Source organism: Actinomadura hibisca NBRC 15177, from assembly GCF_001552635.1.
GTDB lineage: Bacteria > Actinomycetota > Actinomycetes > Streptosporangiales > Streptosporangiaceae > Spirillospora > Spirillospora hibisca.
Genome location: NZ_BCRO01000001.1, coordinates 130,407 through 150,652 on the forward strand (window position 1 = coordinate 130,407; position 20,246 = coordinate 150,652).

Sequence of the window (20,246 nt, forward strand, 5' to 3'; positions counted from 1 at the left end):
GCTGCGTCAGTAGTGCCGACATCGCAAAACGCAAGAGACCCCCGGTGCTGGGAATCGTCTCCGAGCGCCGGGGGTTTCCTGTTTGTTCAGAGACTCTTGATCGTGTCCGCGAAGCGTCGGAAATCCGTGCGGTTCACAAGCAGCTTGGGGCCGCTCGGGTCCTTGCTGTCTCGCATCGCAACGGTACCGGAAGCAGCGGCTACTTCCACGCAGTTATCGCCGTCCGCACTACTGCGCGTTGCCTTCCGCCACGTGATGTTACTCAAGTCCATCGTTCTTCAATCACCTTTCTAATGAGCGCTCGTGTGTCTTTCACATTGAGCGCTTCCGCTTGCAGCATAGCGAACGCGTCGTTGACTCGCGCTAGGTCAGCCGGATCATCGGAAGTCTCGCCGCCGGTCGCCTTGATTGCGTAGACGACTTCTCTGCGGTCCTCCTGGGTGGCGATGGTGAACGATGCGCGAGCGTCGGGAACGAACGCATGGCTTGGCAGTACTTGAAGGCAGATGTTCTTCTTGAATGATATCTCCAGCAGGAATTCGAGCTGCTCCCGCATCGTCTCGGGGCTGCCGATCTCCCGGTAGAGGATGCTCTCTTCTAAGACGACGTACACTTTTGGCGCGGTATCACTGGTGTCGTTGAGGACGCGCTCCTGGCGAGACATTCGGGAGTCTATATCTTCGCGTTTGCTGAGTAGCGTGCTCATGTAGTTCTTCGTCTGGAACAGCCCGTACACGTTATGCGTCTCGTAGGCGCGTAGCTGTACGGCGGTGCCTTCGACTTTGGAGAAGTCCACGAAGTAGCGAGGGTACTTCGTTCCCCGGATCAGTTTAGTCCATGACTTGACAATTTCACCTTGAGCGTTCAGTGCCTCGTCCACGCGCCGTGCGAAGTCTTCCCGGCAACGCGTGGTGCCCGACTCTACTTGGCCAATGTAACTCCGACTCACGGCGACCTTGCGCGCCAACTCCGTCAGCGTGAAACCAGCCGCTTCACGGTACCGCGTCACGTCCGAGCCGAACGCTTTCAGCTCGGGTGCACGTCTACGCGTTGCCATGGGAACCCTCCGGAACCACGGGGGAAGTAACGGGAACTAACGTCCTTGCACCGAACCGCTTCCCTGTAACCGTACGCCGCTGCGTGCCTTCATGTAAGCGCGTCACATGACATAGACCGTGAGTCACCAACACAAGGCAGCGGACATGATCACAGCGGCTAGGCCACGCCCCGTCAGCGGCGTCTCATCGCTATTGTTGCGAGCTTCGCCGGAGTCGGTCGGTCGAGCGCGATCATTCATCGCGGCGCACAGCGACACCTACGACGCCGACCCCGACACCTGCCAGGCGATCATCAGCGAGCTGGCGACCAATGCCGTGGTCCACGGCTCAAATGGCGGCCGGTGCGAAGCGATCATCATTCGCTTCTATCTCAGCGACCAAGGTCCGGTGATCGAAGTGTGGGACGGCTCCAACGCCGCCCCGATCGCCGGCCGTCTCGAAAGCATGCACGAGTCCGGCCGTGGTCTGGCCATGGTCGAGCTGATGTCGCGGACCCTCGGCTATGTTCCGCTGGTGCAGGGCGGCAAGATCGTCTACGCGATTCTGGAAAGGGAACAAGCATGATCAAGACCCATGCCTTTCCGGTGTTCCTGCTGCTGTTCCGTTCGCGCGCCGCGCGTCGGGCAGTGGGAACCATGACGGCCCTGCCCGCCCGCCTCTACGCGATGGCGGACCAGGCCAAGGCCGACGCCTGCGAACTGCCTGCCGACGACCCGCAGAAGGCGCGGCAGATCGCCAGGGCCAACGCGTTGGCCGAGGCCGCCACGTTGGCCGAGACCACCCTCATCGAGGCGTTGGGAGTCGAGCGGCAACACGCCTGGCAGACCCGTGGGGAGTTCTGATCATGGACGACTGCGCAGGTCTCGCGGAGAAGACGGCTTTGCTCGTCCTTGGGGGGTCCGGTCGGCAGGACTTGGGCGGGCTGGTGGAGCCGAGCCGCCACGCCGGATGATGATCTTGGATTGGGTTTAGGCCCCAGAGCTTTGGGCCAGCCCGCCGAGGAAGAGGTTCCACGTCCGTTCGATCGGGTTTCCGTTGCGGCGGGCGACTGCGGCTCGGACGGTGGCGTAGGCGGCCAGGGCGTCAGGGGTGGCGTCGTGCCAGGCGGGGATCTGGCCGGCCCACTGGTGGGCTTGGTCGAGGCTGTGTCCGGCTTCGATGAGCCGGACGGCCATCGACAGGGTGTCAAGCCATGCCGCGCCGAAGGTGGGCCAGGCCCAATCCACGATGGTCACCCGGCCGTCGTGGATGAGGAAGTTCTCCTTGACCGGGTCGGTGTGGACCAGGGCGCGGCCGGTGAGCAGGGCGGCGCTTGCCGGGTCGGTAAGCGGGCCGAACCTGCGCTCTGCGGGGAGTACTGGTAGGTCTGGCACTTGGCAGAAGGACAGCCTGCCCAAGGCGTCGGCGATCAGAGCGAGATCCGGGGAGGCCAGTCGGAGGTCGGGATACCGGCCTTCGATGTGCTCGAAGGCGAGCAGGTGAAGGTCTCCGGTCTCCTCGTGCCAGAGGAGTCGAGGCGCGATCGGCGGTAGGTGCGGCTGTACGCGGGCTTCGATGGCGGCCCGTGGGCCGGTTGTCCCTTTGAGGAACACCCGGCCCAGCTCAGTGGTCAGGACGAACTTGAACGCGGACTGTCCGACCGGCACCGCTTCGACGGCTCGCAGGTCTCCGCAACGTCGGTGAACGATCGTGCGGGCCGCTTCGGGGAGCTCGTCCATGGTGGGACCCTAGGTCACGGGGAGTTGTAGCAGGTGGCGTGGCACTGGTTGCACTCGGCCACGTCATCGACGGTCCACAGCTCCCGGTCCACCGGGTACCCGGTCGATTCCAGGGCCTCCATGGTGCGGGCCAGAGCCGCACCGCTGCGGATGTCGTCCGTGCAGATGGGGTTGTGGTGGATGAAGCCGTCCGCGATCCGGTCGCAGAAGGCGGCGTAGTCGGCGGTGTGGAGGATGAAGGTGTGCCAGCCGATGTCCACGGCCTTGGTCGGGGACAGGCGCGGCCGGTCGATGCTGGCGACCAGGAACACCAGCGCCTGGCGCATGATCCGTTCGGCGTACTCGGGGGTGACGCCGTGGTCCTTGACGATGCTCGCGGTGAGCCGGTCGAACAGGTCGGGGGACACCAGGTCTCGCGGGTCGGTGGCCAGGGCCGGGCCCGTCCGTTCAGCGGTGACGGTCACGTGCTCTCCTTCTGCGGGTCGGGAGGGAAGGAAGTCCCAGGAGGCTCAGTGGCGTCGGCGGTGGTGGGGCTCGGTGTGCTTGGGCCACCCCCAGCCGATCAGCAGCGCGGCCCACGCGAACGCGCTCACAGCGTTCCGCCGAGCCTCTGCTGCAACAGCATCTGCTCGGTGATCGCCGCGTCGAGTTCCTCGCGGGAGTCGGCGGCAAGCGTCATCGCCAGGCCGCCGTCAATCTGGGCGTCAGTGAGAAAGCCCAGGCGCGTCGCGTAGTGCGAGCCGTCGTCGCTGTTCCAGAACCTCCACGTCACTTCCATGACCACGAAGGTAGAAACCGGTGGTGGGCCGGAGCCAGAGAATCGACACTCTTTGACACCTCCGAATCGTGCGCGAGTCTTGACCCGGAGGCAGGGCGGGAGTGATGGTCGCAGAGGCGTCCTGCGCAGTCTGAGCCCTGGAGACTCCCGTGAGCGAGCAAGAGATCCATTTCGTCGGCGCAGACCCCGACTCCAAAGACCTCGAATGCCCAGCCGTGTTCATCGACCCCGACCCGGAGACCGGCGGGTTCTACCAGCAGGGCAAGCTGGTGACCGATCCGCTGATCCTCGCGCGGCTCGCCAAGGACTCGCCGCTGGGCGCGGACGAGGCGATCGTCTGGCAGCCCCTCCGCCTCGCCCCCACCCTTGCGGAAGCCGCGACGGGCAACTACGAGGCCGGACGCGTCGGCCACGGCAGGGCCGCGCTCGTTGATCTCATCAAGGGCGCGAAACACAGCGTGATCCACCTTGAGCAGCGTGACGAGTACGGGACCGAACCGGCCTTCGAGGAGTGGAAGGCCAACGGCCGGACCGCCTCGCCCGAGGCCATGCGAGAGCTCATGGTCGACTGGATGACGTTCGTCGGCGAACTGGTCGGCAGGGGCGTCCAGATGCGCCGCGCCCGCATCGTCAGCGAACCGCATTCCGACTACATCGCGTGGGAACACGCGCTGACCGACTTCAACGTGGAGGCGGGAGAACAGGTCCGCTGGTTGTCCCGGCGGGACGGTTACGACCTGCTGACCCCGACGGCGGACTTCTACGTGATCGACTCGCGGCTCGTCGCGTTCAATTTCAACGCGGGAGACGGCAGCAGCCTCCGGGAGTACGAGTTCGTCAGCGACCCCCTCAAGGTCGGCCCTGTCGTGGCGGCGTTCGATCAGGTCTGGAACCGCGCGACGCCGCATGAGGAGTACAGGCCGGCCCGTTAGGCCCGTCCCAGTCCGGCCAAGGCCGATTCGATCATCCGCGCCACGGGATCGCCGAACACCGCCAGCGCGAACAGGCGATCCCACGCGCGCACGTAGAAGTCCACTTCGTCCGGCTGCGTCAACGAGAGGTAGCCGGACACCAGTTCGACATTGACCAGCCGCGCATCGGTGATCAGGAACGACTCGTCCGGCCAGACTCCGAAACCGTTCACCGAACGGTCGGCGGTGCGAGGGATGACGCCAAGTGACACCGATGGCCAGCGCATCGCCTCGCGGAGTCGGTGAAGCTGCTCCCGGTGGACGTCCAGGGGAACCGTCCGATGCCAAAGAACGTCCTCTTCCAGGACGAACAGAAACCGACCAGCTCGGCGAATCGCCGCATTGCGTGCCATTCGTTCGGTGACCGCCTCAGCCACGTCGTCATGTTCCACCCGCAGTTCCATGCGGATGGAACGAAGGGCGTGCGTCGCGTACCCCTCGGTCTGGAGGAGTCCGGGGACACCCTTCGTGGCGTAGAAGCGCATCATGCGCGCCTGGGCGTACTTCTCCTGCTCCTCTTCCTGGGCCCTCTTCAGGCCGCCTCGGATCAGCTGCTGGTTGGCGAGCCACATTCCGGCGACGGCGGATCGCTCGGCAAGGAACGCCTCGGTCTGGACGTCCGACGCCCGGCAGATCCGGCACCAGACGCGGACGTGATGCTCAGTGATCGTGCGTCGTCCGAGCTCAACGGCCGTGACCAAGGAGGAGTCGGCCCAACCGGCCTCCCTCGCGAAGGGCATCGGCTTGATCCGCGCGGCTTCCCGCATCTCGCGGAGCTTCCTCCCGAGGCGCTGTCGGGCGGCCTGCGCGGACGACGACGGCGAGGCGGGCATGATCCGACATCATCCCGTCTCGCCGCCGTTGCCGCTCGCTGGATTGACCGGCTTTGACACCTGGTTGAGGTGTCCCGCTAATAGGACTTCGGCAGGCCCAGTTCGTGTTGGGCTATGTGGGCCAGGACCAGTTCCTCGGCGACGGGGATGTTCTTCGCTATGCGGGCGTCGCGGAACATGCGGGCCACCGGGTACTCCAGCGAGTACGCCATGCCGCCGTGGGTCTGGAAGGCGCGGTCGGCGGCCTGCCAGGCCGCGTCGGCGGCGGTCAGTTTGGCGATGTTGGCCTCCGAGCCGCACGGGCGGCCCCGGTCCCACAACCAGGCCGCCTTGTAGGTCATCAGGCGGGCCAGCTCTACTTGGGCCTTGACCTTGGCCAGCGGGAAGGCGACGGCCTGGTTCGCGCCGATCGGCCTGCCGAACGGCGCGCGGTCGCGGGCGTAGTCGCAGGCGATCTCCAGGACCAGTTCGCCGAAGCCGACGCCGCTCGCCGCCGCCAGGATGCGTTCGGGGTTGAGGATGTCCCACAACACCGCGAAGCCCTGGTCGACCTCGCCCAGCACCCGGTCGGCGGGGACGCGTACCTGGTCCAGGAACACCATGTTGGACGCCACGGTGTTGGTGCCCAGCTTGGGGATCGGCTGGAAGGTCAGCGTGCCGTCGGCCACGGCCTGCTTGACGTCCACCAGCAGCACCGTGAAGCCGTTCGTGCGGGGCTTCGCCTCGGCCGCCGGGATCGTGCGCGTCACCAGCACCAGGAAGTCGGCGCGCTCCACGCCGGAGATCCAGATCTTCTGGCCGGTCACCACGTAGTGGTCGCCGTCGCGGCGCGCGTGGGTGGTGATGTTCACGGCGTTGCTGCCCGCGTCGGGCTCGGTGATCGCGAAGGCGGTCTCCAGTTCCCCGGCGGCGATCGCGGGCAGGAACTCGCCTTTCTGTTCCTCGGTGCCGTGCCGCGCGATCGTCAGGCCGCCGAACGCCGGGGTCAGCAGGTACAGGAACGACGCCGCCCCGCCCGCGCCCCCGGCCGCCAGGCTCTCCAGCGCCACCGCCAGCTCCAGCAGGCCCTGGCCCGCGCCGCCGTACTCCTCGGGGATCGCCAGGCTGTGCCAGCCGCCCTGGACCAGCTCCCGCCAGACCTCCTCGGGCCAGCGCTTCTCGGCGTCGCACCGGTCCCAGTAGCCCTGGTCGTACTTCCGGGCGATCGCCTGCACGCCCTCGCGCACCGCGATCGCGGTCTCGGGCAGGTCGAAGTCCACTCGCGCCTCCTCCAGAACGTCGTTCGGGGACCACGGTAGCCGATGCTGTAAGTGAGCACTGACGCGGTGTCCCCGGGTCAGCCCTTCACCGTCAGCAGCGGGCGTAGCTCCGCCACCGGTGTGGCCACCCCGCCCGCGTTCAGGCCCTCAACCACCGGGCCGATGTCCTTGTAGGCCCACGGCGCCTCCTGCTTCAGGTCGCGCCGCCATGCCGCCATGACGTCCGCGCGCCGGGCCGTCACCGGGTCGCGGTGGTCCAGCGGCGTGACCACCCGGAACTCGCGCAGGAACGCGTCCAGCTCGGCGTCGTTCCCGCGCGCCGACGCGCCGCGCGGCACCCGGCGGCCCGCCCCGTGGCACGCGCTGGCCAACGTCCGGGGCTCGCCGTGCCCGCGCAGCACGAAGCTCGCCGCGCCCATCGAGCCCGGCACGATGACCGGTTCGCCCCACATCCCGTACGGGCCGTCTGCCATCTCGGCGTGGCCGCCCGCGGGCGTCGCGCCCTTGCGGTGCACCACACGGTCGCCGTCCTGCCAGAACAGGTTGTGCGGCGCGTCGTACAGCAGGCGCGACGACAACTCGCCGTATTCGGCCGCCAGCCCGGCCCGCATCGTCAGCGCCAGGAAGAAACGGTTGCCGAGCGCGAAGTTGGCGGCGTTGCCGAACGCGTCCAGGTAACGCCGCCGCGCCTGTTCGGACCGCTCGTCCAGCAGGAACGGCATGATCCCGTTGCGCGGGTGCGGCGTCCCGGCGGGCCAGCCCGCGCGCAGCAGGTCCACGGCCGTGCCGTTGGCCTGGTGGCCCAGCGACAACGAGCCGCTGTGCGTCATCAGCACGACGGTGCCGGGCGTCAGGCCCCAGGCGTGCGCCGCGGCGGCGTCGTGCACGGCCGTGACGTACTGCAACTCGGCGAAGTGGTTGCCGCCGCCTATCCCGCCGATCACGCTGTCATGGCTCGCGCCCCCGGCGCTGCCGATCCAGCCCGCGAACGCCTCGGCGCTGCCGACGGAGAACCCCGAGGAGTGGACACGATCGACGGCGTCGTTCACGTCAGTTGGTGCGAGCCCCTGCCAGGGCGTGTCGCCGGTGAGCAGCAGACCCGGCAGGCCGTCGCGCAGCAGCCCTTCGCGCTGGGCGGGGGTGAGCGCGATCCGTCGTCCGCCCTCGAAGAACAGGTGCCGGAGCCGCCGTTCGAGGCCGTCCAGACCCGCCCGGACGCGGTCGGCGCGCAGCGAGGTGACCTCCAGCCGCATCCCGCAGTTGACGTCGTTGCCCACGGCCTGGGGGAGCAGGGCGTGCTCGGTCTCGATGACGGTGCCGATCGGGATGCCCGCGCCCTTGTGGAAGTCGGGGGTGAGCGCGACGCGGGTGATGCGGGCGGGCGGGCCGCCCCGCGACAGGCGCTCCAGCGTGTCGGCGGTCTCCAGCAGGGTGAGGACCTCGTCCACGGCGGCGGGTTCGAGGGGGACGTCGGGCCCCGCGCACACCTCGACGGGGATGTCCCAGGGGTTGGGCAGACGGAGCCAGTGGTCGTCGACGCGGACGAGACGGTGGTCTTGGCGGGCGCGCATGATGCGTGAAGATCCTTCGGGCTGCTGAGGGGCGCGCGAAAACGCGCAGGGGAAAGGACCCGGTCGGGGCCGGGCGTGGTGCGGCGGGCGATCGGCCCGGCCGCGACCTCCGGTTCAGCAGCCGCGAGGTGAGGTTCGAGCGTAGTGGGGGTGAGGCCGCCGGGTCACCTGGTTTTCGGGACGGACGGCTCCAGGTAGCGCGTCACCATCCGCGCGATGAACCGCGCCACGTGCTCGGGCGGCCCGCCGGGCAGCACCAGGTGGCTCATCGTCAGCCGCACCGCCGCGTCGGCGACCTCGGCCAGCCGCTCCCGGTCCAGGTGCGGCCACCGCGCGAGCGCGTGGTCGAGGATGCGCTCGCTGGCGGTGAACAGCACCGGCTGGGCCTGGGTCGTCAGCAGCGGCAACATCTCCTCGCCGCCCGCGCCGGTCAGCACCGTCTTCTTCAGTGGGTCGTCGGCCGACAGCTCCAGCGTGAACAGCACCGCCGCCTCCACCGCCGAGCGCAGGTCGCGGTGTTGCGACAACGCCTGGTCGATGCCGTCGAGGTAGCGCTCGTTGTCGCGCAGCACCACCGCCTGCGCCAGGCCCCACTTGTCGCCGAACTCGTTGTAGAGGGTCTGCCGCGACACGCCCGCGGCCTCGGCGACGTCCTGCATGCGGACCGCCCGGTAACCGCGTTCGACCAGCAGTTCCGCCGCCGCGTTGAGCAGGGCTTCGCGCACCGGGCGCTGCGGGGTGTCCATGCCCATCATTATCAGCGCCCTTCAGATATCGGTGCCCGCCGGTGTCGGCGCGCCGGTGTTGACGCGCAGGTATCGGCGCGCCCGGGTCAGCGTGCCGTCGTCGCCCGCCCGTAGGCGGCCCGCACGCGCGGGTCGGCGCGCACCTCGGCGGGCGGCCCGGAGGCGATCACGCGTCCGGCGTCCAGCGCGTACAGCACGTCGCACACGCCGATGACGGTCTCCAGGTCGTCTTCGGCCAGCAAGATCGCCAGCCCCTCGGCGGCCAGGTCCCGCAGCAGCACTTCCAGTGAGCGCGCGGCCGGCTCGGGCAGGCCGCGCCACGGCCCGTCGAGCAGCAGCAGGCGCGGTTCCGACGCCAGTGCTCGCGCGAGTTCCGCCAGCCTGGCCACGCCCGGCGGGACCGTCTTGGCCCGGTCGGCGGCGTACCCCGCGATCCCGACGCGGGTCAGCAGCCGGTCGGCGACCGTGCCCGCGAGCCGCCGCGCGGCCCGGCGTCGCCGCCACCGGTCGCGCGCTGTCCGGCCCGCGACGGGCCCGGTCATGGCGTGCAGCTCGGCGGCGATCCGCACGTTGTCGCGCACCGTCAGCGCCCCGTACAGCGACGGCTCGTGGAAGGTGCGGGCCACCCCGCCCCGGGCCCGCCGCCGGGCCGGGACGCCGGTCAGGTCCGTCCCGTCCAGCCGCACCGTGCCGCCGACCGGGCGGCGCAGCCCGCAGATCACGTCGCACAGCGTCGTCTTGCCCGCCCCGGCGGGGCCGACCAGTCCGGTGACGGTGGCCGGGGGCGCGACCAGCGCCGCGCCGTCCACGGCGGTGACGCCGCCGAAGCGGACCGTCACGCCGGACGCCCGCAGCCCTGCCGCCTGCACATCTGACGCCTGCGACCCTGCCGCCCGCAGCCCCGTCAGGGCGGCCTCCCTACCGGACATGGCCCACCCGCCTTCCGGTGCGCGATGTGACGCAGCTCATGTGATGTAGATCACTGACGCCGCCCCACCCTACTGACGCCTCCCGCGCCGGGCAACGACACCGCCCCGCCCGCCCGGCCGCTGATCACGTTTCGGTTGCGCGACGATGCCTGATCTTGTGGGTATATGGGGCATTTCATAGGTTCGCGGCGAAAGGGCGTTTTCCCAGACCCCTCGCAGCGGTCGGCGTCGACCCCGGGCCCGCGATCCGGGCCGGGGCCGGACCGGCCGGCTGCCCGACTCCCCGAGGAGACGCATGTCCGAGGTCAAACGCCGTGATCTGCTGGCCGGGGCCGCCGCGCTCGCCGGCTTCGCCACCGTCGGCCTGCTGCCCGGCACCGCCGCCGCCGCGACCCGGCAGCGCCCCGGCGCGCTCCGCGCCCCGTCCCTGACCCCCGGCGACAAGGCCGTGGTCGCCCGGGTCGACGCGCGCCGCGCGCTGCGCCACCTGAAGGTGCTCAGCGACGAGATCGGCTGGCGCATCGCCGGCACCGACGCCGAGCACCGCGCCGCCTGGTACATCCAGCGCGAACTGCGCAACCTGGGCTACAAGGTGCAGCTCCAGCCGTTCCCCGTCCCCGACAAGGTGCTGGCCGAGATGTGGGGCCGCGACAACCTGCACTGGCAGAGCGCCGCCTCGTTGCAGGGCGGCACCGGCGCGGTCAAGGCCGACATCGTGGACCTGGGCGACGCCACCACCGTCACGACCGACCTCGGCGGCCGGATCGCGCTGTTCACCCGCGTCACCGGCCAGGAGACCGCGCAGGCCAAGGCCGCCGCCGAGCACGGCGCGGCCCTCGTCATGATCGTCAACGTGCGGTCCACCACCTACCCCGAGCGCAAGGCCGCCTCCTTCGTGCCCGTGCTGACCGAGAGCGTCGGCGTGCCGGTGCTGGGCCTCGCCGAGTACCACGGCGCGGAGCTCCGCAAGGGCGTCAAGCGGCTGTCGGTGAAGGTCACCAAGCACACCAACCTGACCTCCTACAACGTCCTGGCCGAGCGCAAGGCGACGCTGCCCAACCCCGGCCGCAAGGCCGTCATCGTCAGCGCGCACTACGACAGCGTGCCCGGCTCGCCCGGCGGCAACGACGACGGCAGCGGCACCGTGTTGTGCCTGGAGCTGGCCCGCGTGCTGCGCCGCCTGCCCACCCAGCAGGACCTGCGCATCTGCCTGTGGGGCGCGGAGGAACTCGGCCTGGTCGGCGCCCGCCACTACGTCAAGCAGCTCGACGACGCGGCGGCCGCACGGATCAGCGGCTGCTTCCAGAACGACATGGTCGCCACCAGCCACCCCCCGGCGGGCACCTACTGGTTGTTGTCGGTGGACGGCGCGGTCAACACCACCACCGCCGCCGTCACCGCCGCCGCCGAGCGGCTCGGCTACACCGGCCAGACCAAGGGCCCGGTCGCGCGCGGCTCCAGCGACCACGAGGCGTTCTTCGAGCGCGGCATCGCGGCGGGCAACTTCAGCTGGCGCGGCGGCGAGGCCCCCAGCCAGCTCGAACCCGTCTACCACACGCCCGAGGACACCATCGCGAACAACATCAGCCTCCAGCGGCTCCAGGTGTCGCTGGAACTGATCGGCTGCGCCCTCTACGAGGTCGCGCGCCACAAGTGACCGGCTGTGGTGGGGCTCGCGCCGTTGTTTGACGGCGCGGGCCCGGCCCGTCCGGCTAGTCCCATTCCCAGCGGATGCCGTGCACGCCCGGCCGCACCTCCACCTCGGCCAGGTGCACGGTGTCCCAGCCGCTGAGCCGCAGTTCCGCCACGGTGGCGGGCGGCGTGGCCACGTTCGGCTGCCACTCGCGGTAGCAGCGGGTGGGCAGCGCCGCCGGGTCGAAGTGCACCTGGAGCAGGTACTCGTGCGCCGGGAACCGGAACCACCGCTGGTAGTAGGTGGACAGCGGGCCGCCGTCGCGGTAGCCGAACTCGTACTCGACCACGCACGTCTCGCCGCGCGCCAGCGGCCGGTCGAACAGCAACTCCACCGCCGTCACGCCCTCGCCGGGGTCGGCGCGCACCCGTCCCAGGCGGCAGAACGCGCCGCGCCGCACGTCCGGCAGCAGCCCGCGCTCGTTGTGGTGCAGCGCGACGTGCCGGTCCACCCCGTCGGCCCGCGCGCGCAACACCAGCCGGGTGTGCACCCCGACCTCCCGGCGATCGGCCCCGACCTGGAAACGTTCGTGGCAGCTCAGCCAGTCCAGCCCGCCGTCGCCGGGGTCGCCGATCTGGGCGAGCAGCCGGTCCACGCTGCCGTGCACCTCGCACACCTCGCGGTAGGGCAGCGCGCCGGGCACGTGCCGCACCCAGCGGCCGCGCGGCCGGGGCGGGCCGAGCAGCGCCACCAGCGAACCCGGCGGCAGGCCCAGAATCTGTTCCAGCGCCCGCACGGCGTGCAGTGAGCGGGTGCGCTCGGGGCGGCAGCGGCCGCGCTGCCAGTTGCTGAGGCTGGCCAGGCTGACGCTGATGCCGCGCTCGTCCAGCCGGGCGTGCAGCCGCTCCAGGCTGAGGCCGCGGGCGCGGATGGCGGCGCGCAGCGCCTCGGCGAACGCGTCGCCCGGCGGAGGGGGGAGCGGGGGAGGGGCGGTGTCGCCGGGGCGGGGCGCGCGTTCGGTGGACGCCATCGGCGGGACCTCCTGACGGCCGGTGATCACGAAGGTACCGGCGGCCGCGCACCCCGTCGAGGGCGCGGCCGCCGGTACCGGCACGATCGGCCGGTAGGTCGGCCGGTGCGTCAGAAGGTCAGGCTCCAGGCGTCGATGTAGCCGGAGTCGTTGACGCTGGTGTCGGTGACGCGCAGCTTCCAGACACCGTTGGCGGGCTCGGCGGAGGCGTCCACGGTGTCGGTCTCGTGGATGACGTCGCCGTCGTCGTCGGCGTCCGGCTCGCGCAGCCGGTAGGTGCGGCCGCTCGGCCCGACGAGGTCGATCCGCAGGTCGCCGCGCCAGGTGTGGTGCACGTCCTGGAACACGCTCAGCGCCCTGGGCGCGTTCCCCGTCATGCCGGACACCGTGATGGACGACTCGACGGTGCCCTGATCGGGGACGTTGACGTTGGCGGTGTTCTCGAAGACCTTGCCTGGGTCACCACCACCGCCGTAGTTGATCAGGTTGCAGCAGGCGTCGCGGTAGATGCGGGTGGTGCCGCGCTGCGCGTAGCCGGTGTAGGCCGACGCGCCCTCGTACCAGGTCCAGCCGCCGATCGTCTTGCCCTGCACCGGCACGGGGGTGTTGCCGTCGCCGCTCCACAACGTCCAGTGCGTGTGGTCGCCGTTGGCCGACCCGCCGCAGGGCAGCTCCTCGGCGATGCGGCCCAGGTACTCGCCGAGCTTGACGGCGCTGCCGCTGGCCTTGGTGGTGGCGTCGCGCAGGTGGTAGTAGCCGGTGGTGTACCCGTTGTCGTGCATCACGGTGATGTAGGGCCAGCGGCCGCCGTTGGTGCAGTGCCGGTACATGGTCCCGGCGCGGGCGGCCAGCACGTTGCCGTCGCCGCCGAAGAAGTCGATGGAGTTGTAGGGGCGGGACTGGCCGCTGTTGCCGTGCACGCCCCAGTGGCCCCAGCCGGTGCCCTGCCGCCACGGCAACGACAGGCCGGTGTCGGCCGCCAGCGCCGCCGGGGCCTTGGCGGCGGCGGTCCGCGCGAACGGGCCGCGCTCGCCGTCGTGCACCACCGAGGACGGCGCGGAGTGCGCGAGCGCCGCGAACTCCGGCGTGCCCTGGAGGCCGACGCGCCAGGTCCGGCCCTCCAGACGCGCCACGAACAGCGCGGTCACCGGCGCGGTCTCCACGCCCTTCGGGATCTGGAACGCGCCGCTGCCGAACGCCCAGGCCCGGTCGGACGACCAGCGCTGCGCCTCGATCAGCGTCCGCAGCGCCGTACCGGCCGCCACGCCGTAGGAGCCTGTGGCGCGCGGGGCGAGCCGGTCTTGCATCGCGGTGTGCACGGCCTGGCCGAGGTCGGGGGCGGGGGCCGCGAGGGCGGCAGGGGATTGGAGGGTGAGGGCGGGCAGTGTCGCGGCGGCGGCCAGCGCCGCGCCGAGGGCCACCGGGACGGCCCGCGTCCGTCGGTTCATCGTCTCGCTCCTTGGGTCGGGGGACGGCGGCCTGCCCCCGGCGGTGCCGCCGCGCAGCAGCGTGCGCCGGAGACGGGAGGGGATCAAGGCGGCGGAGGCGGCGGCCGGGCAAACCTTGGATGCCGGGCGCTAAAGACTGGAAATTCGGTTTGGCTGGATGCGGCCGGAGAGGTTTAGCCGCTGGTCGGCGGCCCGGGGGAGGGGCAGTGCCGGGAGCGGGCGCGGGTGGCCGCCTGCCGCGACTGAATCTTCAGAAAGTCCGCCCGCGCCGAGAAACCTCGCGCGTTTCCTTGTTCGGCCGCCACGCCGCGGGATAAATTCACGAAACTTGTTCATGTTTCGTCGTGGCAGAAGAGAGGCACCCGTGGCCCTTCCCCCGTTCCCGCCCGGCTTCGTGTGGGGCACCTCCACCTCCGCCTTCCAGATCGAGGGCGCCACCGACCGCGACGGCCGGGGCGTCTCCGCCTGGGACGTGTTCACCGCCCGCCCCGGCGCGGTCCGCGACGGCTCCGACGCCACCACCGCCACCGGCCACTACGACCGCTACCGCGAGGACGTCGCGCTGCTGGCGGACCTCGGCGTGGACGCCTACCGCTTCTCGATCGCCTGGACCCGCGTGCAGCCCACCGGCTCCGGCCCCGTCAACCAGGCGGGCCTGGACTTCTACGACCGCCTGGTGGACGAGCTGTGCGCCAACGGCGTCAAGCCCGCGCCCACCCTGTTCCACTGGGACACCCCGCAGGCCCTGGAGGAGGCGGGCGGCTGGCAGTCGCGCGACACCGCCGACCGGTTCGCCGAGTACGCCGCCGTCGTGGCCGAGCGGCTGGGCGACCGCGTGCCGATGTGGATCACCATCAACGAGCCCGCCGAGCTGACCCTGCTCGGCCACGCGCTCGGTGAGCACGCCCCCGGCAAGACGCTGATGTTCGACGCGCTGCCGGTCGCGCACCATCTGCTGCTCGCGCACGGCAAGGCCGTCCAGGCGCTGCGTGCGGCGGGCGCGGACAACGTCGGCCTCGCCGCCTCGCACACGCCGGTGTGGACCGCCGGGGACGACGACGCCGCGCGCATGGGCGCCGACCTCTACGACACCCTCATGAACTGGCTGTTCTCCGACCCCATCCTCACCGGCCGCTACCCCGAGGGCCTCGCCGAGGCCATGCCTGGCCCCGTCGCCGACGACCTCAAGGTCATCTCCGCGCCGCTGGACTGGTACGGCGTCAACTACTACAACCCGACGCTGGTCGGCGCGCCCGACCCGTCCGGCCAGGACGCCTTCGGCGGCATCGAGCTGCCCGACGACCTGCCGTTCGGCATCCGGGAGATCGAGGGCCCGCCGCGCACCGACTTCGACTGGCCGGTCGTGCCCGACGGCCTGCGCGAGGTCCTCGTGACGCTCAAGAAGCGCTACGGCGCGGACCTCCCGCCGATCCACATCACCGAGAACGGCTGCTCCTACGGCGACGGCCCCGACGCCTCCGGCCGCGTCGCCGACACCCGCCGCGTCGAGTTCCTGGACGGCCACCTGCGCGCGCTGCGCGAGGCGATCGACGCCGGGGTGGACGTGCGCGGCTACTTCGTCTGGTCGCTGATGGACAACTTCGAGTGGGCCGAGGGCCACCGGCAGCGCTTCGGCCTGGTCCACGTGGACTACGCGACCCTGAAGCGCACGCCCAAGGACTCCTACCACTGGTACCGCGACATGATCGCGGCGTCCCGGCAGACCGGCTGATGACCGCCGTGACGGCGGGCGTCCCGGAGGCGGGGGAGCGGGCGCCCGGCCGCTGGGTCGGCGCCCTCACCCTGGCCAACCTGGGCGTGTGGGCGGGCTGGTTCGGCCCGCTCCAGGTGCTGCTGGCGCTCCAGGCCGAGGACCTGAACCCCGGCCACAAGGCCACCACGCTGGCGTGGACGACGGGGATCGGCGCGGTGTTCTCCCTGGTCGCCAACCCCGTCTTCGGCGCGATCTCCGACCGCACCACCTCCCGGCACGGCATGCGCGCGCCCTGGGTGCTGCTCGGCGTGCTCGGCGGCGTCGCCGGGCTCGCGGTGCTGGCCGTCGCGCCGAGCGTCCCCGTCATGATCGCGGGCTGGTGCCTGGTGCAGGTCGCGCTGAACGCCTCCTACGCCGCGCTGACCGCCGCCGTCCCCGACCAGGTGCCCTGGCGGCAGCGCGGGGTGGTCGGCGGCTGGCTCGGCGTCGCGCAGATCGGCGGCGTGCTGGCGGGCACGGCGCTCGGCACCGTGGCGGGCGGCCTGGCGGCGGGCTACCTGGCGTGCGCGGCGTTCATGCTGGTGGCGGTCGTGCCGTTCCTGCTGGCGCGGCGCGACGCGCGGCTCGCCGAACGGCCGCCGTTCGCCTGGAAGGCGTTCCTGGCGGGCTTCTGGATCGACCCGCGCCGCCACCCCGACTTCGGCTGGGCGTGGCTGACCCGCTTCCTGATGCAGCTCAGCAACGCCATCGTGATGATGTACCTGCTGTACTACCTCCAGGACGCGGTGCACTACGGCGACGGCGCGGAGACCGGCGTGCTCATCCTGACCGCGCTGAACGCCGTCACGCTGCTGGCCAGCGTGGTGGTGGCGGGCGCGTGGTCGGACCGGATCGGCCGCCGCCTCCCCTTCGTGGTCTGGTCGGGCTACGTCATGACGGCCGCGACCGCCCTGCTGGCGGTCTGGCAGACCTGGCCCGGCGCGATCGTGGCGGCGCTGGTGCTGGGCGTCGGCTTCGGCGTCTTCACCTCGGCGGACTTCGCGCTGATGACCGACGTGCTCCCGGCCGCCGCCGACCGGGGCAAGGACCTCGGCGTCATCAACATCGCCGCGTCGTTGCCGCAGGTGATCGCGCCCGCGATCGCCGCGCCCATCGTGGCCGGGGTGGGCGGCTACGCGACGTTGTACGTGGTCGCGGCGCTGTTCGCGCTGGCCGGGACGGTGCTGGTGCGGCGCATCCGGTCGGTGCCCTGATCCGTTGCGGAGGGCTGCGGCGGCCCCGGTTCGCCGCAGCCCTCCGCGTAACGGTCAGACCCAGCCGTCGAGCGCGGCCATGAAACCGTCCAGGTCGTCGCGGTGGATCACGTGGCCGGTCTCCGGCAGCACCTTCACCTCGAACCCCTTGGCCCGCAGGTCCGCCACCACGTCGTCCGGCAGCAGCCGCTTGTCGTCGGCACCCAGGACCAGCGACGGCACGACCGGCGCGTCCGGGAAACGGTCCTCGGCCTCGCCGAGCCAGTCGGCGGCGTGGACGTCCCACCGCGCGAAGTCGGCCAGTTCCGCCGCCACGTCCTCGTCGCTCCACTTGGGCGACATCTGCCGGATCTGGTCAGCGGTCGCCACCTTCGTGAACTTCACGAACTGCTGCAACTCGGCCGTCGCCCCGCCGCCGATCTTCCAGGCCGGGTCGCTGTAGACGGCGCGGGCCGGGCGCAGGTCCCCGACCGCCAGCGACAACGACAACCCGCCCAGCGAGTGCCCGATGATCACGTCGGCGCCGGTGGGCAGGGACTCCACCAGGTCGGCGGCGAACAGCTCGGGCCCGTACCGGTCGGCGTACGGGCTGTCGCCGTGGCCGCGCAGGTCCGGCAGCAGGACGCGGTAGCCGCGCGCGGCCAGCAGCGGGGCCACCCGGCCCCACGTCCCGGCCGACGACATGATGCCGTGGATCAAAACGGCGGTCCGGTCGCCGTCGCCGAGCTGGTGGATCTTGAGCTTCATAGGTGGGGTCACTTCCTTGCGAGGGGTTTCCGTTACTTCGTTCACGGGGGGGGCGTTCGCTAGCGCACGCTCTTGACCGGCAGGATCGCCAGCGCTCCCAGCAGGGACAGCACGGCTGCGAACAGGTACAGGGACGAGTAGCCGCCCAGATGGCTGATGATCACCGACGCCACGAACGGGGCGACGATCTGCGGCCCGGCGTTGGCGATGTTCAGCACGCCCATGTCGCGGGCGGCGTCCTCCTGGGCGGGCAGCACCATGGTCACCATGACGGTGTCCACGGCCATGTAGACGCCGAAGAACAACCCGCCGACCGCCATGAAGACGATCATCATGGGCCAGGTCGGCCACAACAGCGGCAGCAGCATCGCCCCGGCGGTGCCGACGCTGGAGACGAACACGAACGCCTTGCGCCGCCCCAGCCGGTCCGACAGCGGCCCGCCGATCACCGTGGAGACCACCGAGACCAGGCAGGTGACGGCCATCAGCAGCGCCACCGCGTCGGCGCCCTTGAGCCCGGCGGGCAGGCCGATGTGGTCCTCCAGCATGTACAGCAGGTAGCCGACGACGCTGAAGTAGCCGAGGATGATCAGGGCGCGGCCCACGAACACCCACATGAAGTCGCGGTGCCGGAGCGCCGACAGGAACGACGTCAGGTCCTTGGCCAGCGACGTCCGGCTCGCCGCCGCGTCCTGCGGCAGCTCGTCCGGGCGCGGATCGTGGCTCAGGGTCACCAGCGCCACGGCGGCGGCGACCAGCAGCGCGCCCAGCGTGACGTAGCCGAGCTGGATCGCGCCGGTGAACCGCCCGGCGACCAGGACGCCGAGCAGCAGGCCGAGCTGCATGCCCGCGCCCATCATGGCCGAGGCCACGCCGCGCCGCCGCTCGGGCACCCGGTCGGGGATGATCGCGGTCACCGCGGCCTGGTAGACGTTGCCCATGCCCTGGGCCAGGCACCAGCCCACGATCAGCATCGCGATCGTGTCGGCCGAGCCCAGGAAGGCCAGGAACGCCAGCGCGAGCACCGCGCCGCCGAGCAGGAACGGGTTGCGGCGGCCGAACCGGGAGCGGCTGCGGTCCGACAGCGCGCCGCCGATCGGATTGAGCAGCGTGGCGAAGACCGCGCCGACGCCGGTGACCAGGCCGAGGTTGGCGACCTTGTTCGCGGCGTCGATCTCCTGCACCTGGAGCGGCAGCAGGATGCTCGCCACCCCGCCGTAGACCGAGAACAGCAGCAGGTTCCCGGTCAGCAGCAGCGGCATCAGGCCCCGCTGCCCGCGACGGCCCGCGGGCGTCACGGGAGCGGCGGCGGGCGCGGTACCGGCGGTCATCGGAGGGTCCGGGTGGTGGGGCGGGTGCCGGTGGTCGGCACGTCGGTGGTCGGCACGTCGGTGGTCGGCATGGTGTGACTCCTCGAAGGACGGACGAGGCACCCGGGGGTGGCCGGTGATACGTATCACTTATACGTATAAACTTTGTATAGCACTACCTTTCGGACACTGCCAAGGCCGACCCTGCGGAAGACTGCTGCCATGACCGATCCCCCGTCCGGCCCCCGGCCCGCCACCAGCACCGACGTGGCCCGGCTGGCGGGCGTCTCCCAGGCGACGGTCTCCTACGTCATGAACGACGCCCCCGGCGTGAAGATCAGCGACTCGACCCGGGAGCGGGTCCGCCAGGCCGCCGAGCAGCTCGGCTACAGCCCGCACGCCTCGGCCCGCACCCTGCGCAAGGGGCGCAGCGACGTGGTCCTGATGCCGGTCCCCGACATCCCCGTCGGCCACCTGGCCGGACGCTTCTTCCGCGAGCTGGGGCGGCTGCTGCGCGGGCACGGTCACACGCTGGTGATGTACGGCGACACCGACGGCCGGGGCGCGACGGCCGCGCGCGAGTGGGCGCAGTGGCGTCCGGCTGCGGTGCTGGTGGCGGCCGACCGCCTGACCCGCGCGGGGGTGCGCCAGCTCCACGCCGCCGGGGTCGCCACCGTGGTCGCCATGGGGCCCCGCCCCTCGCTGCTGGCCCCGACCCTGGTCTTCGACGACTACGCCATCGGCGGCTGCGCGGTCGAGCACCTGATCGCGCGGGGTCGGCGGCGGCTCGGCGTGGTCGTGCCCGCCGAACCGGAGCTGGCGGTGTTCGCCGGGCCCCGGTTCGAGGGGGCCGAGCGCGCCGCCGCCGCGCGGGGCGTGGCCGTCCGGCGGATCGTGCTGCCGTCCGACGAGGCGGGGGCGGCCGAGGTCGTGGCGGGTTGGGACGCGGGGGAGCGGCCCGACGGGATCTTCGCCTACAACGACGACTACGCGATGGTGCTGATGCGGGTGATGCAGGACGCCGGGCTGGCGGTCCCCGGCGACGTGGCGGTGGTCGGGGCCGACGACCTGCCGCTGGGACGGTTGTTGCGGCCGCGCCTGACCTCGGTGCGGGTGGCGGGCGACCGGTCGGCCGCGCAGGTCGCCGACCGGCTGCACCAGATGATCGTCGCGGCGGAGCGGGAGGCGGGCGTCGTGCTGTTCGAGAGCAGTGCGGAGATCGTCCATCGCGAATCCTCCTGACGGGTA

Annotated in this window: 21 protein-coding genes; 7 read left to right on the forward strand and 14 right to left on the reverse strand. The window is 71.2% G+C overall.

The genetic code is table 11. The annotated features are described in order from the left end of the window. Positions 1-86: 86 nt before the first annotated feature. Both AH6_RS41930 and AH6_RS00620 read right to left on the reverse strand, forming a co-directional pair. The gene (locus tag AH6_RS41930) at positions 87-272 is read right to left on the reverse strand and encodes a DUF397 domain-containing protein (RefSeq protein WP_083982081.1); all 186 of its coding nucleotides are present in this window, start codon (positions 270-272) and stop codon (positions 87-89) included. Next, positions 263-1,057 (reverse strand): helix-turn-helix domain-containing protein, encoded by a 795-nt coding sequence (locus tag AH6_RS00620; protein ID WP_083982082.1) that lies wholly within the window; start codon positions 1,055-1,057, stop codon positions 263-265. Before AH6_RS00620 ends, AH6_RS41930 begins: the two co-directional genes overlap by 10 nt. Before the next feature lie 196 nt (positions 1,058-1,253). On the opposite strand from AH6_RS00620, the gene AH6_RS00625 reads away from it, so the two are divergent. Both AH6_RS00625 and AH6_RS00630 read left to right on the forward strand, forming a co-directional pair. Then, complete coding sequence (locus AH6_RS00625; RefSeq protein ID WP_169807779.1) at positions 1,254-1,622, forward strand: ATP-binding protein; 369 nt, start codon at positions 1,254-1,256, stop codon at positions 1,620-1,622. Then, entirely contained in the window at positions 1,619-1,900 is a 282-nt protein-coding gene (locus tag AH6_RS00630; protein ID WP_067471620.1) for a hypothetical protein, read from the forward strand. Before AH6_RS00625 ends, AH6_RS00630 begins: the two co-directional genes overlap by 4 nt. A gap of 126 nt (positions 1,901-2,026) precedes the next feature. Here AH6_RS00630 and AH6_RS00635 read toward each other — a convergent pair whose 3' ends face one another. The 3 genes from AH6_RS00635 to AH6_RS00645 all read right to left on the reverse strand — a co-directional run bounded on the left by AH6_RS00635 (position 2,027) and on the right by AH6_RS00645 (position 3,554). Further along, complete coding sequence (locus AH6_RS00635) at positions 2,027-2,776, reverse strand: protein kinase family protein (RefSeq protein ID WP_067471623.1); 750 nt, start codon at positions 2,774-2,776, stop codon at positions 2,027-2,029. A gap of 14 nt (positions 2,777-2,790) precedes the next feature. Continuing rightward, positions 2,791-3,240 carry a glycine-rich domain-containing protein gene (locus tag AH6_RS00640; RefSeq protein WP_067471633.1) on the reverse strand — a complete coding sequence of 150 codons (450 nt, stop codon included), beginning with the start codon at positions 3,238-3,240 and terminating at the stop codon, positions 2,791-2,793. Positions 3,241-3,365: 125 nt separating this feature from the next. Next, complete coding sequence (locus tag AH6_RS00645; protein WP_067471977.1) at positions 3,366-3,554, reverse strand: hypothetical protein; 189 nt, start codon at positions 3,552-3,554, stop codon at positions 3,366-3,368. A gap of 149 nt (positions 3,555-3,703) precedes the next feature. Here AH6_RS00645 and AH6_RS45175 point away from each other — a divergent pair, with 149 nt between their 5' ends. After that, the gene (locus AH6_RS45175; protein WP_218005666.1) at positions 3,704-4,486 is read left to right on the forward strand and encodes a DUF6879 family protein; all 783 of its coding nucleotides are present in this window, start codon (positions 3,704-3,706) and stop codon (positions 4,484-4,486) included. On the opposite strand, the gene AH6_RS00655 is transcribed toward AH6_RS45175, so the two are convergent. The 5 genes from AH6_RS00655 to AH6_RS00675 all read right to left on the reverse strand — a co-directional run bounded on the left by AH6_RS00655 (position 4,483) and on the right by AH6_RS00675 (position 9,863). Next, the gene (locus AH6_RS00655; RefSeq protein ID WP_067471636.1) at positions 4,483-5,358 is read right to left on the reverse strand and encodes a DUF5753 domain-containing protein; all 876 of its coding nucleotides are present in this window, start codon (positions 5,356-5,358) and stop codon (positions 4,483-4,485) included. The genes AH6_RS45175 and AH6_RS00655 overlap by 4 nt on opposite strands. A gap of 77 nt (positions 5,359-5,435) precedes the next feature. Next, positions 5,436-6,617 (reverse strand): acyl-CoA dehydrogenase family protein, encoded by a 1,182-nt coding sequence (locus AH6_RS00660; protein WP_067471639.1) that lies wholly within the window; start codon positions 6,615-6,617, stop codon positions 5,436-5,438. Between the two features lie 77 nt (positions 6,618-6,694). Then, positions 6,695-8,188 (reverse strand): RtcB family protein, encoded by a 1,494-nt coding sequence (locus tag AH6_RS00665; RefSeq protein WP_083982083.1) that lies wholly within the window; start codon positions 8,186-8,188, stop codon positions 6,695-6,697. Between the two features lie 164 nt (positions 8,189-8,352). Continuing rightward, positions 8,353-8,934 carry a TetR/AcrR family transcriptional regulator gene (locus AH6_RS00670; protein ID WP_067471642.1) on the reverse strand — a complete coding sequence of 194 codons (582 nt, stop codon included), beginning with the start codon at positions 8,932-8,934 and terminating at the stop codon, positions 8,353-8,355. 86 nt (positions 8,935-9,020) lie between these two features. Next, entirely contained in the window at positions 9,021-9,863 is an 843-nt protein-coding gene (locus tag AH6_RS00675; RefSeq protein ID WP_083982084.1) for an ABC transporter ATP-binding protein, read from the reverse strand. Positions 9,864-10,158: 295 nt separating this feature from the next. Between AH6_RS00675 and AH6_RS00680 the strand changes: the two genes are divergently transcribed. Next, on the forward strand, positions 10,159-11,520 hold the full coding sequence (locus tag AH6_RS00680; RefSeq protein WP_067471649.1) for a M28 family peptidase: 1,362 nt from the start codon (positions 10,159-10,161) through the stop codon (positions 11,518-11,520). A 55-nt stretch (positions 11,521-11,575) separates the two neighbouring features. Here the strand turns inward: AH6_RS00680 and AH6_RS00685 are convergent, their stop codons facing one another. Further along, complete coding sequence (locus AH6_RS00685; RefSeq protein WP_174555062.1) at positions 11,576-12,610, reverse strand: helix-turn-helix domain-containing protein; 1,035 nt, start codon at positions 12,608-12,610, stop codon at positions 11,576-11,578. A gap of 26 nt (positions 12,611-12,636) precedes the next feature. Continuing rightward, entirely contained in the window at positions 12,637-13,974 is a 1,338-nt protein-coding gene (locus tag AH6_RS45180) for a proprotein convertase P-domain-containing protein (RefSeq protein WP_218005667.1), read from the reverse strand. 334 nt (positions 13,975-14,308) lie between these two features. Here AH6_RS45180 and AH6_RS00700 point away from each other — a divergent pair, with 334 nt between their 5' ends. Next, positions 14,309-15,706, forward strand: a complete 1,398-nt coding sequence (locus AH6_RS00700) for a GH1 family beta-glucosidase (RefSeq protein WP_218005672.1) — start codon at positions 14,309-14,311, stop codon at positions 15,704-15,706. Further along, a complete protein-coding gene (locus AH6_RS00705; RefSeq protein ID WP_067471661.1) occupies positions 15,706-16,941 on the forward strand; it encodes an MFS transporter in 1,236 nt (411 codons plus the stop codon). The genes AH6_RS00700 and AH6_RS00705 overlap by 1 nt, the downstream gene beginning before the upstream one ends. A gap of 54 nt (positions 16,942-16,995) precedes the next feature. On the opposite strand, the gene AH6_RS00710 is transcribed toward AH6_RS00705, so the two are convergent. Together AH6_RS00710 and AH6_RS00715 are read right to left on the reverse strand one after the other, a co-directional pair. After that, the gene (locus tag AH6_RS00710; RefSeq protein ID WP_067471664.1) at positions 16,996-17,688 is read right to left on the reverse strand and encodes an alpha/beta fold hydrolase; all 693 of its coding nucleotides are present in this window, start codon (positions 17,686-17,688) and stop codon (positions 16,996-16,998) included. Between the two features lie 59 nt (positions 17,689-17,747). Continuing rightward, the gene (locus AH6_RS00715) at positions 17,748-19,019 is read right to left on the reverse strand and encodes an MFS transporter (protein ID WP_067471666.1); all 1,272 of its coding nucleotides are present in this window, start codon (positions 19,017-19,019) and stop codon (positions 17,748-17,750) included. Between the two features lie 201 nt (positions 19,020-19,220). Here AH6_RS00715 and AH6_RS00720 point away from each other — a divergent pair, with 201 nt between their 5' ends. Continuing rightward, positions 19,221-20,240, forward strand: a complete 1,020-nt coding sequence (locus AH6_RS00720; protein ID WP_067471668.1) for a LacI family DNA-binding transcriptional regulator — start codon at positions 19,221-19,223, stop codon at positions 20,238-20,240. Positions 20,241-20,246 lie beyond the last annotated feature (6 nt).

Excerpts from the sequence above, each read along its gene's own strand:
- AH6_RS45180 (WP_218005667.1), bottom strand. The coding sequence starts at position 13,974 with ATGAACCGACGGACGCGGGCCGTCCCGGTGGCCCTCGGCGCGGCGCTG.
- AH6_RS00680 (WP_067471649.1), top strand. The coding sequence starts at position 10,159 with ATGTCCGAGGTCAAACGCCGTGATCTGCTGGCCGGGGCCGCCGCGCTC.
- AH6_RS00645 (WP_067471977.1), bottom strand. The coding sequence starts at position 3,554 with ATGGAAGTGACGTGGAGGTTCTGGAACAGCGACGACGGCTCGCACTAC.
- AH6_RS00655 (WP_067471636.1), bottom strand. The coding sequence starts at position 5,358 with ATGCCCGCCTCGCCGTCGTCGTCCGCGCAGGCCGCCCGACAGCGCCTC.
- AH6_RS00705 (WP_067471661.1), top strand. The coding sequence starts at position 15,706 with ATGACCGCCGTGACGGCGGGCGTCCCGGAGGCGGGGGAGCGGGCGCCC.
- AH6_RS00620 (WP_083982082.1), bottom strand. The coding sequence starts at position 1,057 with ATGGCAACGCGTAGACGTGCACCCGAGCTGAAAGCGTTCGGCTCGGAC.
- AH6_RS00630 (WP_067471620.1), top strand. The coding sequence starts at position 1,619 with ATGATCAAGACCCATGCCTTTCCGGTGTTCCTGCTGCTGTTCCGTTCG.
- AH6_RS00710 (WP_067471664.1), bottom strand. The coding sequence starts at position 17,688 with ATGAAGCTCAAGATCCACCAGCTCGGCGACGGCGACCGGACCGCCGTT.
- AH6_RS00670 (WP_067471642.1), bottom strand. The coding sequence starts at position 8,934 with ATGGACACCCCGCAGCGCCCGGTGCGCGAAGCCCTGCTCAACGCGGCG.
- AH6_RS00720 (WP_067471668.1), top strand. The coding sequence starts at position 19,221 with ATGACCGATCCCCCGTCCGGCCCCCGGCCCGCCACCAGCACCGACGTG.
- AH6_RS00675 (WP_083982084.1), bottom strand. The coding sequence starts at position 9,863 with ATGTCCGGTAGGGAGGCCGCCCTGACGGGGCTGCGGGCGGCAGGGTCG.
- AH6_RS41930 (WP_083982081.1), bottom strand. The coding sequence starts at position 272 with ATGGACTTGAGTAACATCACGTGGCGGAAGGCAACGCGCAGTAGTGCG.
- AH6_RS00715 (WP_067471666.1), bottom strand. The coding sequence starts at position 19,019 with ATGACCGCCGGTACCGCGCCCGCCGCCGCTCCCGTGACGCCCGCGGGC.
- AH6_RS00665 (WP_083982083.1), bottom strand. The coding sequence starts at position 8,188 with ATGCGCGCCCGCCAAGACCACCGTCTCGTCCGCGTCGACGACCACTGG.
- AH6_RS00635 (WP_067471623.1), bottom strand. The coding sequence starts at position 2,776 with ATGGACGAGCTCCCCGAAGCGGCCCGCACGATCGTTCACCGACGTTGC.
- AH6_RS00700 (WP_218005672.1), top strand. The coding sequence starts at position 14,309 with ATGTTTCGTCGTGGCAGAAGAGAGGCACCCGTGGCCCTTCCCCCGTTC.